The organism is Komagataeibacter xylinus NBRC 15237 (genome assembly GCF_001571345.1).
GTDB lineage: Bacteria > Pseudomonadota > Alphaproteobacteria > Acetobacterales > Acetobacteraceae > Komagataeibacter > Komagataeibacter xylinus.
In genome coordinates this window covers 52,128-63,226 of sequence record NZ_BCTP01000018.1, presented here as the reverse complement: position 1 = coordinate 63,226, position 11,099 = coordinate 52,128, and the positions used below count along the sequence as shown (strand labels likewise).

Sequence of the window (11,099 nt, the reverse complement as noted above, 5' to 3'; positions counted from 1 at the left end):
AACAGGCACGATCGTGACATTCTTCAGCACTGTCATATTCTGGAACAGGTTATATTGCTGAAAGACAATGGCAAAACGCTCACGTAACCGGCGCAGCGCGGCAGATGACCCGTAATCAACCCCTTGCCCCGCCACCGCGACCTGGCCGGCTTTTGGCCTGAGCAGCCCGATCAGAACCCGCAGCAGGGTACTCTTGCCCGAACCTGATGGCCCGATGATGGACAGGATCTCGCCACGCTCCACACTGAGCGAGACATCTTTCAGCACCTGGGCTGAACCATAATCAGCGCTCAGATTATCTATGGCCAGGTGGGGCAAGTCTTTTCTCCAGATATGCGGCGAGCAGGGTAAGGGGCCAGCACAGGATGAAATAAAGAACAAGGATCGTGCCAAAACACAGGACGACCGAAAAACCGCGTTGATTCAGCACTTTGGCGGCATAAGTCAGTTCCGGAACGCCCAGTTGCGATGCAATGGCCGTGCTTTTGACCAGCCCGACGGAATAGGTCATGGAAGGGGGAATGATCACCCGCCACGCCTGCGGCAGGACAACCCGCCACAGGATTGAAAAGCCACCCATATTCAGGGCCTCGGCTGCTTCCCACTGGGTGACGTGGATCGATTCCAGCCCGGCCCGAATGTTTTCGGCACAAAAGGCGGATGCGGCCAATGCAACCGTAATGGCCGCGATGACAAACATCGGCACATCCACCCCCATGAACTGGAAAGTAAAAAGCACCAGCATCAGCTTCACAAGAAACGGAATACGCCGGAATATCTCGACATAGGCCGTAGCTAGCCAGCGCAGGGGGGCAAAGGGAACAAGGCGGCGGATACGCACGATGGCCAGCCCGCACCCCACCACAAAACCGCAACATGACCCGACAAGAGAAAGCAGCGCGGTATAAAGGAATGCGCGCCCTATGAAAATCAGATCATAATAGCTCAGAAACCTTGATACTTCATCCATGAATTCACGCATCAGAATACCTTCCGCCTGATGCCGAAAACATGATAGCCAACCATATGAAGCATTATGCTGGCCACAAAGGTCAGACCGACATAATATAAAGCCGCGATTAAAAATACTTCCAGAGAGCGAAACGTCTGGGAATTCACGTTATAGGCGCGACCCGTCAATTCTTCCACGCCAAATATAGCTGCTATCGATGTTGTTAATGTCAGGATAATATACTGATTGGACAAAGGCAGGAACAGCACCTTGCAGATATGCGGCCAGATGACATGGCGGATTGTTTGCAGGCGGGTAAAACCCAGAGTTTCGGCAGCTTCAAGTTCGGACCGGCGGAGCACCCTGAAACCGGTCCGCATGATTTCGGTCAAGTAAGATCCCGCGTTAAGGGACATGCCGACGAGGACCGCCTGTTCCGAGCCAAGCATGATACCGACATCAGGCAAGGCAAAATAAAAAAAGAATATCTGCACCAGAAGCGGTGTATTGAGAAAAAATACAACATAAGCCTTTACAGGCCAACGGGCCCATGCAGGCCCGTATTCGAGCACCGAGGCGCAGGCAAGGCCCACCGTGCCCCCTGCAAAAAAAGAGATGGCGGCCATCTGCAGACTCAGGCAGGCCCCGCCAGCAAGATAGCCCATATAGGGGGTAACCTGCGAAAACTGCACCGTATAGGACATGACCAGACGCTCCTGTGCTTTAGAAATACGGCGTAACAGGCACTTTGGTATCCATGGGTCTGAGGAACCACTTTTCCCACAATGTCTCGATCATGCCCGAGGTGTGGAGTTCATAAAGAGCGATATTCAGCCAGTCACGCAGGGAATAGTTACCTTTTTCCATGCCAAACCCTGAATATGTAACGCCGAATTCCGGCGATGGAATGATCTTCCATTTGATGGCCGGAAATATCTTCAGCCGATATTCCATGGAATCGATACGATCAAAGGATGCATCCCCCCGCCCCTGCGCCAGGGCCCGATCGCGATCATTATAATTATCAAGAAGTATAAGATGCGCCTTAGGCAGATTTTTTTGTATGAACGAAATAACCGCCCCGCCCCGAACCTGCACAAGCGTTATATTATCATTATCAAGGTCAGACAGTTTTGAGAAAGACTTATCTTCCCTCGTAATAATACCATAGTTTTCTGAATTGATCGGGACGCTGAAATCAATCACCTTGGCGCGCAATGTATCGCGCGTCATGCCCCCCAGCACCACATCCACCCGGCCCGAGGCCACAAAAGGTACCCGATCAGGTGCGCTGACCTGCACGATCTCCAGTTTTACGCCCAGTTTACTGGCCACTTCCTGTGCCAGGTCCACATCAAAGCCAACCAGTTCATTCTTTTCATCAAACAGGGCCAGCGGTGGCAGGGTGGGGTTGATGCCAACGCGGATCGTGCCAGCGTGCAGAATCTCGTCAAGCGAGCGCGCCCAGGCAGGGCCGGCAGGCAGCGCCACAAACATGATACCGACAAGACAGGCCAGCCGCACCATAATGCCAAGCATCAATATCATCCTTACGCCGGGAAAGAACAGGGCACGCCCGGACAGGCCAATTATAAATGCACGGTCCTGCCGGGGAAGTATTTCAGTTCCGTTTACAGCCCTCCCGGCGCAATGGAAACATCACACCAGGAGGGGGAGCAGAAGGGATACCTGCTACGAAAGGTATCAGAAGTTCATGTTGACGCGGCCATAGTAATAGCCACCCATGATGGGGATGGTCGCCGCACGGATGTCATACATGTTCGCACCGACGTAGCTCAGGTCGGCAGGCAGCTTGCGGGGCCGTTCGTTGAAGACGTTATTGGCGCCCACCGCCACATGCAGGTGCGGGGTCACGCGATAGCCGATCTCGATGTCCGTCAGCCACATGGGCGGGTTCTTGAACTGGCTGAAGCACGATACGGAATACCGCAGTGCCTTGCCGTCAGCCGCGCAGATGGAACTGCCGGGCGTCTGGTCCTCGTAGCTCATCATCGATACGACTTCACCATAACGCGTTTCGCGAATATTGACGTCCCAGTTCTTGTAGGTCCAGTAGGCGTTCAGGATGATCTTGCTGCGCGGTGAACCGTTCGTCAGGTAGCTGGCTGTCTGCTGGTTCAGATCGGGCAGGCCAAGCGCATTGGTATTGATATGATTCATGCGGGTGCGATTGAGGTTGATCGCAGCCGTAAGGGCAAGATTACCATAACGGTGGGTATGGAACGTATAGTCACCTGACAGATCGACACCCTGCGTACGGGTCGAACCCACGTTGGCAAAGTAATACGCCGTGGTATTGTCCAGCAACACACCCGGCGCAATCGTGGCACCCGTGGCAAGAATGGCGTCGTGCGCTTCCTGGCCATTGACCGTGCCACCGCCTGCAATGCGGTCACGGATATTGATCTGGTAGACATCCGCGCTCAGGTGGAACCCGTCAACCGGCTCAAGAAGGATACCGGCTTCAGCACTGGTCGAACGCTCCGGCTTGAGGCGGTTTGCACCAAGAGCCTGCGCTGCCGAGCTGGAGGAAGCCAGAAGCCCTGCAGCGCTGGTGGGGCCTACGTTGACCTGGCTGTAGTGTTCTTCCGCCAGGGTCGGCGCACGGAACCCGTTGCTGATCGTGCCACGGATCGCCACACGCCTGGTAAAGTCATACCGCGTTGATACCTTGCCGTTTTCAGTATTGCCGGTATCGGTATAATGCTCGAAACGGCCCGCGAAATCGAGGTCCCACTTGGGCAGGATATGGAAGTCGCCATCCACGTAGCCCGCCCAGATATCACGATCCCATGTGCCCGCACTCTGCGGGATCATGCCTGCGAATGCCTGCGTGCCACCCTGCACGTACGAGGCCGGCTCACCTGCCTGCAGATGATACATTTCAAGACGATGCTCGGCGCCGAAGGCGAGCGTCATCGGCACGACATCCGCAATTTTGAAACGACGCCTGAAATCGGCGTTATTCGTCCACTGGGCCATGGTATAGGATTCAGCCCGGACGGTCTGCGGCGTATAACCGGTTGCGTTATACAGGTTAACATTGACCGTGTTCTTGTTATAGATCTGGTCCATGTCTTCGCCGTAAGTCGTGCTCAGATCCCAGTTGAAGCCGAAGAAATTATCCCCCTTCAGGCCCAGCATGGCCGAGAAGTCATTCTCGTTCATGGTCTCGAGCGGCGAGAAACCGTTTGGCGCAAGCTGGGGCAGCACGGTGGGCAGACGGTAGTTCTCATAGGACTCCGAATGACGGTGCGCATAGGTGATCAGCCCGTAGCCCTTGATGCCCTTGGCCAGTGTGCCACCAAACTCAAGGCTCAGGTTTTCACGCGTTTCTTCCGGCGTGCTGATGATCTTGTTGGAATCAGAGGGGAAATTCACCCCTGCCGTATACCCAAGCATGCCCGGCTGCGAACGGAAATCCACCGACTTGGGCACCATATGATCGGTATGGTACATCTGCCCGCTGATGTGCAGATAGCCATCCTGACCGATTTTGAGGCCGCCATCCGCATTGAACTGGTAGCCCCAGCCATCGCCATTATAGGCATTCGCCCCGGTCTGACCGCTCAGGTTAAGGCCGTGATCAGTCTTTTTGAGGATGATGTTGACCACGCCCGCGATTGCGTCCGAGCCATACATGGCCGCTGCGCCATCACGCAGGATTTCGATATGATCGATGGCGTTGGCCGGGATCATGTTCAGGTCAACAGGTGTTGCACCCTGCTGAGGCCCGGTATCGGCATAGATGTTGGCCGTGGTGTGGCGGCGCTTGCCATCAACAAGGACCAGCACTTCGTTCGGGTTGAGGCCACGCATGCGAATGGACGATGTCAGCGCGCCCGCGTCACCACCAACAGCCTGCATGGTGATGGAGGGATCCATGCGCGTAATCGCATCGGCAAGGTTCATCTGGCCCGTGCGGCGAAGCTGCGCGGACGAAACGATTGAAATGGGCGCCGTCGAATCCCGCGCGCGCCGGTTGAACGCATGGGTGCCGGTAACGATCATGGCTTCTGCCGAATCAGACGAAGCATTGACGCCAGCCGGATGCGCATCAGCGTGCGCGTTGAGCGTGGCGTGGGCCGAAGACCCCCGCGTGGCAACCGGGGCCCGCGCAGTCGTGGCTGCATGCCGTTTTTCTACTCCGGGAGCAGAAGCATCAGCCGCCACCTGAGCATAGGCCTGCTCACCGCCAAAAGACGTTGCCAGAATAGTAACAGTCAGAAGAGCTCGCTTTATTGGCATTGATTTACTATGCTCCTTACCACCTGGGAATGGGACATATTACTTGGCATGAAACACCACCTTTTCAGAAAAACCGGACCCCGCGAAGATTCTGAAACGATGCAATGCCAAAACCGGACCAGCCCGAGACATCTGTTTCGAGTTCGAAACAAACTGCATGACAGAGAGTCTATCGCGAAATCCGATACATTTGTTGCCTGGCGCCTGTTTTTGAGAGGCACTTTTATATATTAGGCATAAGATATAACTGTCAACAAACAAAAAACGATTTTTTATCTGTCTTAGGCACTATGTCAAAAATGCAACAACTACAAAACGCTTTTTTATAATAGTTTTTTTGTCCAACAAGAATATAGTTGATTCAATATGAATGTTTATGTCTGTTGCATCTTTGCACAGGCTGCCAGCGACCCTTCCCCAGCCCCGCGCCACATCAATATGCATCAACCGGAAACATGGCCATCTGTTGTTATTTCAAAACCCTTCCATCCAGAATATCAATAATGACAAACAGGTCACAAATAACAGGATCCTGACGTCATGAGCCGCGAACGGCCCATGATCAGGCTTCCCGGCACGCTCAGAGTGCCCTGGGGTTAAGAAATTCGCCTTCCGGCGCACCGTCCATAATAACGTTGTCCTGCATCAGAACTTTCCCTTTTGAAAGAGTCATGACCGGCCAGCCTGTCACGCTCCGTCCCTCATAGGGGGTATAGTCAATGGCATGATGCAGCATGCTGTTTGTAATCGTTACGGACCTGCGCGGATCCCACAATACGATATCCGCGTCGAAACCGGGCGCGATCGACCCCTTGCGCGGATACAGCCCATACCGGCGGGCCGGATTGGTCGCAACCAGCGCGACAAACTGGTTGAGGGTGATCTGCCCCTTGTTCACGCCTTCATCATAAATCAGGGGCAGGCGCGTTGCGAGGCCGGGTATGCCATTGGGCACGACCGAGAAAGGCGCATCACGCCCATGCCGCGACTTGCCGCGCGGTCCGTCATAACTGTACCCACAGTGATCGGATGAAATAACGTCAATCACCCCCTGGCGCACGCATTCCCACAACCCCAGTGAATCGGCGGGCGTGCGCGGGGGCGGGCTGCACATGTAGCGTGCGCCCTCAAAGCCTTCGCGGTTCATGTCCTCGCTCTTGAGAACAAAATACTGCGGGCAGGTTTCCGCCATGACCGGCACGCCACGCGCCTTGCCACGTGCGATTTCATGCGCCACCTCCGGGCACGAAACATGAAAGACCTGCAACTTCTGCTGTATCAGTTCAGCAAGGCAGGTCGCGCGATAGGTGGCCTCGCGCTCGACCACGGGCGGGCGCGACAGCGCGTGGAAATAGGGCGCGGTCTCGCCCCGTTCCAGGTACTGCCTGATAAGGAAGGCAATCGCTTCATAATTTTCGCAATGCACCGAAACCAGCGTATTCGCCCGCTTCGCCGCACTCAGGACCTTGAGAATATCGCCATCACCCAGATGAAAATCATCATAGGTCATAAATATCTTCAATCCGGCGGCGCCCAGTTCAACCACGCGGGGAATGCCGGTTTCAAGGGTTTCCTCATCAGCGCGGGTCACGATCTGATGGATGGCATAGTCAATACGCGAGCGGCGCCCCTTCGCCTGATAATATTCGAACTGCTCCACGAGCGGCCTGCCGGGCAACTGGTTGGAAAAACACACGACACTGGTGGTGCCCCCTGCCAGCGCCGAAGCGCTTGCGGTATCGAACGTGTCCTCATGCACCGTGCCGTCGGCTTCGTCCTGTTCGATATGGCAATGACCATCCACCCCGCCCGGCATGACCAGAAGGCCGGCGGCATCAATGACCTGCCTGCCCTCCAGCTTCTGGCCAATGGCGGCAACATGTCGTCCGTTGATGCCGACATCTCCCACAACCGTGTCAGTTGCCGTAACAATCGTGCCGCCCCGGATTACAATGTCGTATGTCATGTCTTGCCTGCCTTGAGTTTATGAACCGATTGATGTGCCGGTCTTGTCGTTCAGCTATCCAGTCGGGCCGCCGGACCCAACGCCTGTATCAGGACCTGCGTCTCCGCCGGGGACAAGGCTTCCGCCGCCACGCGGGTCACCGCCGAGGGCCAGTGCCCCAGCGCCACCATGCAGGCCTTGAGGCGCGCGGTAGCACGGCTGGCAGGCACGTTACCATAAATCAGGTTTGCCAGTGGCTGGATGTCGTCGTGCAGCGTACGGGCCTGCACCAGGTCGCCGCAGTCTACGGCGGCCTTCAGCGCAACGATCGCGCGCGGAATGATGGCGGCGAGGCTGACCAGACTGCCGGTGGAGCCTATGGCAAAACATGGCAGCAGATGTTCATCACCTGAGGCCATGACCTCCACCTGCGGCGCAAGGCGTGCGACAAGCCTGCGGTTGCGGTCATAGGCATTGGTCTCCCAACTGCCTTCCTTGATGCCAACCACCCCTCTTACCTGCAACAGCCGCGCCAGCAGGTCGGGCGCATAGGCGAGCCCCCCTGCCACGGGGGCCAGATACAGCATGATCGGCATATCCGTCGCGGCGGCTATGGCCGCGTGCAGGGCCACGATCACATCGGCATCCTGCGTGCCCGCCCATGAAAAGGCGGGAAAGACCAGCAGCGCATCCGCCCCCGCATCGCGGGCATCCTGCGCCTGCTCCACCGCCTCGTTTACCGTTTCCGCCACGATGCCACTGACAATCAGGCTGGTTGCGCCAATGGTTTCGGCCGCTGTCGCCACCACCTCCCGCTTCTCGACACGGCTGAGGCGAAAATTCTCGCCAGCATGCCCGTTGCACAATACGCCCACGATACCCGGCACCCCGGCGCAATCGGCAAAATGCCGGGCCAGCAACGGGCGATCAATCGCGCCCTCCGCCGTAAACGGGAGCAGGGTGGCAGCATAGACGCCACGAAAAGGATGCGAGCCAACCGGTATCATGAACAAAAGCCCTTATGTGCCGAAGGGAGGGAAAGAAGCAGCCGCGCCGGGTCGAACGCCTTGAGGTCAACGGCCTGCCCATCCATGGCCTGTGCCAGGAGGCGCCCCATGTAAGGCCCGCTGGTGAAACCGGAATGGACACAGCCGATGACAAACGCGTTCTCCCAGCCCGGAATGGGGCCTATGGCGGGCATGGCATCATCGGTTTCCGATTCAAAACCCAGCCATATGCGGGCAATACGCGCCTCCGACAGCCGGGGAATGGTAAAACTGGCCAGCCGGACATTTCCCACCAGGTTGGCGGGAATGACGCTGGTTTCCCCGGTATCGACATGACCCCGCCCCTGCCAGCCGCCGCCCATCACCACCGTGCCGTTCACGAACTGCTTGAGCGACAGCAGGCCATTGGCAATGCTGACGACACTGCCCATGACCGGCGGCAGGCGTTCGGTCACCACCAGCTGGTTGACGAGGCATTTCACCCGCATGCGCAGGCCCAGCCATGCCATCATGCGCTCGAGCCAGGCCCCGCCCGCCAGCACGATGGAACGCGCCCGTGCAATCACCTGCCCTGCCGACACGATTTCATAATGTCCACCGGCGCGCGCGATGCCATCAACCGCGCTGTTCTCCATGATCTCGACACCGGCTTCGCACAATGCAAGACAATAGCCCCGCCCCACGCCATAAGCCGGGATGAAGCCATCAAGCGGGCAGTAGGCAGCAGCCCGCACCGTCGTGTTCAGGCCGGGCTCGACCTCAAGCGCACGCGCGGCTCCCACCACGGAAATGGGGGCACCCATTTCACGCCGCGCCGCCGCACGCTCCTCCAGCAGGGCGCATTCCGCCTCGGTAAAGGCCAGCGAGAGGCCCGGCGTCGCCACCGCGCCCACGTCGCGCCCAAGCCAGCTGCGCGCCTCCAGCCACATTTCACGCCCCTTCAGGGCATGCGGCACAAGGGCGGCGCGCGTCATATTGAGGGTCAGGGTGCCAGCATTGACCCCCGAAGCCTCGCGGAAGATGGCCTTGCGGTCGATCAGCGCCACCCTGCGCCCCTGTCGGGCAAGGAACAGTGCCGCGGTGCTCCCCATGACACCAGCCCCAAGGACCGCGACATCCATTACCGCCGGGCGCGACATCACGGCGCTCATGGCGGCGCCGCCTGCGGCAGCACGATGTCCGCATAGGCGAAGTTTCCGCTCAGCGCCCTTACGGGCACGGGTCGCAGGGGCAGGCGCTGCGTGAAGGCCCCCACCTCGGTCGGTGCCCGCGCCGTGTGCCGGGCCAGAAGCTGGCGGGCCGAATCCTCACACATGCGCCCTTGGCACGGCCCCATGCCGCAGCGTGTCCAGGCCTTGAACTGGTTCATGTCGCCCGCGCCATCGCGTATCGCCTGCCCTCCGGCGGCGATACTGACGCGCTCACAACGGCACATCAGCGTATCCGGGGCATGCATCTCGGCCTCCTTCATGATGGCGGGCCTGGGATTCATGAGGCTGGTCATGGCGCGCGAGACGACCTCCAGGCGGCGCATGGCCCGCAGGAGCGGCCGGGCCAGATGCGCCAGCGTGGCGGCATCGATGCGGCCATGGTCAAAGGCCAGCCCGTGCCCCGTCAGGATACCGCGCAGGCGGGCCATCTGTGCGCCGCGCACGCCAGCGCCATCGCCCGTTACATACAGCCCCGCCACGTCCGTGCGCCCGAACGGGTCGGCATGCGGATGCCAGTAGCCTGCCGCTTCATCAAAGACATGCCGCGCCTTGAGCATGCGCGTAAGGCCCAGGGAAGGCTTGAGCCCGTAACCGCATGCAATGGCATCACACCTGACCGAACGCACCGGAGCCCCCCCGCGGACGGAGCCGATGGTAACATCCAGATCATCCTCCCCCCGCCGGGCCTGCCGGATGACCGCGCCGCCAAGAACGGGAATGCCCGCCCGCGCCAGCCGTGCCATCCACGCCACGCCCGTTTTCAGCCGGGCAGGATCAAGGGCGAGGGTGGCCGCACGCGCCGCCCACTGCGTGCGCGTGGCGGTATCGACAATGGCCACGACTTCGCCACCTGCATCAAGCACCTGATGCGCAACGGAAAACAGAAGCGGCCCCGCGCCCGCCACAAGGGTGCGCCGGCCCGGCAGCACGCCACCGGCACGCATCAGCAGGCTGGCACCGGCCAGGCCCATCACCGCCGGATCCGTCCACCCCGCGAAAGGGAAGAACCGCTCAACCGCACCAGTCGCGGCCACGAGAGATCCCGCCTCGAGCACCTGCACGGCAAAATCATTGCTCAGGTCAAGCCGGTATCCCGGTTGCACCGACCAGATGCCCCAGCCCGAAAGGACCCTCACACCCGAGCGCCGCAGCAGTTCACGCAGCCTGTCACCCTCGCGCCGCTCATGATCGGGCGGCGTAACGGTGCGGGCAAAGGCCGAAGGCTCACGGAAGACCTGCCCACCGGGCGTGGCATTGTCATCCACCAGCGTTACCGCCAGCCCATGCCGTCGCGCCGTAATGGCGGCCATGACGCCCGCCACGCCGCCACCCGCCACGACCACATCGGGCCTGCGGGTCATGAGCCACCCCCAAGCGGCGCAATGGACGTGACACACAGCCCGTCATCCACCACCGCACGGCAGGCATTGCGCGGCACGCCCCCCACCAGCACGAGACATTCCTGGCACGACCCCATGAGGCAGAAAGCCCCGCGCGGGGTGCCATCAACAGCCGAGACACCCAGCGCGACAATACCGCCACGTCTCAGCGCGGCGGCCAGGATCTCGCCCCGATACCCCGTGAAGGGCCTGCTGTTGAACGTAAAGATTACTGTCTGCGTCAAGATTTTCCCATTCTCCGCCTCAAAGCCCCGACCGGCATGGGAAGGTTGTATTCCCATGAGTGAACGGTTGTATACCTTCTGTATATCGTTT

Annotated in this window: 10 protein-coding genes; all 10 read right to left on the bottom strand. The window is 59.1% G+C overall.

Annotated features, from left to right (window positions below; translation table 11 throughout):
- Nucleotides 1-318, bottom strand: a 318-nt coding sequence (locus GXY01S_RS09165) for an ATP-binding cassette domain-containing protein (RefSeq protein ID WP_156470303.1), incomplete at its 3' end; no start/stop codon positions are given.
- A complete protein-coding gene (locus GXY01S_RS09160) occupies nt 296-982 on the bottom strand; it encodes an amino acid ABC transporter permease (RefSeq protein ID WP_082770801.1) in 687 nt (228 codons plus the stop codon). The genes GXY01S_RS09160 and GXY01S_RS09165, both read right to left, overlap by 23 nt.
- Entirely contained in the window at nt 982-1,656 is a 675-nt protein-coding gene (locus GXY01S_RS09155; RefSeq protein ID WP_061274350.1) for an amino acid ABC transporter permease, read from the bottom strand. The genes GXY01S_RS09160 and GXY01S_RS09155 overlap by 1 nt, the downstream gene beginning before the upstream one ends.
- A gap of 19 nt (nt 1,657-1,675) precedes the next feature.
- Nucleotides 1,676-2,491 carry a transporter substrate-binding domain-containing protein gene (locus GXY01S_RS09150; RefSeq protein ID WP_061274348.1) on the bottom strand — a complete coding sequence of 272 codons (816 nt, stop codon included), beginning with the start codon at nt 2,489-2,491 and terminating at the stop codon, nt 1,676-1,678.
- Between the two features lie 165 nt (nt 2,492-2,656).
- Nucleotides 2,657-5,221, bottom strand: coding sequence for a TonB-dependent receptor plug domain-containing protein (locus GXY01S_RS09145; protein WP_061274346.1), 2,565 nt, complete (start codon nt 5,219-5,221; stop codon nt 2,657-2,659).
- A gap of 580 nt (nt 5,222-5,801) precedes the next feature.
- A complete protein-coding gene (gene hydA / locus GXY01S_RS09140; RefSeq protein ID WP_061274343.1) occupies nt 5,802-7,187 on the bottom strand; it encodes a dihydropyrimidinase in 1,386 nt (461 codons plus the stop codon).
- 50 nt (nt 7,188-7,237) lie between these two features.
- Nucleotides 7,238-8,173 carry a dihydrodipicolinate synthase family protein gene (locus tag GXY01S_RS09135; RefSeq protein WP_061274341.1) on the bottom strand — a complete coding sequence of 312 codons (936 nt, stop codon included), beginning with the start codon at nt 8,171-8,173 and terminating at the stop codon, nt 7,238-7,240.
- On the bottom strand, nt 8,170-9,324 hold the full coding sequence (locus tag GXY01S_RS09130) for an NAD(P)/FAD-dependent oxidoreductase (protein WP_174520938.1): 1,155 nt from the start codon (nt 9,322-9,324) through the stop codon (nt 8,170-8,172). The genes GXY01S_RS09135 and GXY01S_RS09130 overlap by 4 nt, the downstream gene beginning before the upstream one ends.
- A complete protein-coding gene (locus GXY01S_RS09125) occupies nt 9,321-10,745 on the bottom strand; it encodes an NAD(P)/FAD-dependent oxidoreductase (protein WP_082770799.1) in 1,425 nt (474 codons plus the stop codon). The genes GXY01S_RS09130 and GXY01S_RS09125 overlap by 4 nt, the downstream gene beginning before the upstream one ends.
- The gene (locus GXY01S_RS09120) at nt 10,742-11,008 is read right to left on the bottom strand and encodes a (2Fe-2S)-binding protein (RefSeq protein ID WP_255210401.1); all 267 of its coding nucleotides are present in this window, start codon (nt 11,006-11,008) and stop codon (nt 10,742-10,744) included. The genes GXY01S_RS09125 and GXY01S_RS09120 overlap by 4 nt, the downstream gene beginning before the upstream one ends.
- Nucleotides 11,009-11,099: the final 91 nt, after the last annotated feature.

Excerpts from the sequence above, each read along its gene's own strand:
- GXY01S_RS09135 (WP_061274341.1), bottom strand. The coding sequence starts at position 8,173 with ATGATACCGGTTGGCTCGCATCCTTTTCGTGGCGTCTATGCTGCCACC.
- GXY01S_RS09160 (WP_082770801.1), bottom strand. The coding sequence starts at position 982 with ATGCGTGAATTCATGGATGAAGTATCAAGGTTTCTGAGCTATTATGAT.
- hydA (WP_061274343.1), bottom strand. The coding sequence starts at position 7,187 with ATGACATACGACATTGTAATCCGGGGCGGCACGATTGTTACGGCAACT.
- GXY01S_RS09145 (WP_061274346.1), bottom strand. The coding sequence starts at position 5,221 with ATGCCAATAAAGCGAGCTCTTCTGACTGTTACTATTCTGGCAACGTCT.
- GXY01S_RS09125 (WP_082770799.1), bottom strand. The coding sequence starts at position 10,745 with ATGACCCGCAGGCCCGATGTGGTCGTGGCGGGTGGCGGCGTGGCGGGC.
- GXY01S_RS09155 (WP_061274350.1), bottom strand. The coding sequence starts at position 1,656 with ATGTCCTATACGGTGCAGTTTTCGCAGGTTACCCCCTATATGGGCTAT.
- GXY01S_RS09150 (WP_061274348.1), bottom strand. The coding sequence starts at position 2,491 with ATGCTTGGCATTATGGTGCGGCTGGCCTGTCTTGTCGGTATCATGTTT.
- GXY01S_RS09130 (WP_174520938.1), bottom strand. The coding sequence starts at position 9,324 with ATGAGCGCCGTGATGTCGCGCCCGGCGGTAATGGATGTCGCGGTCCTT.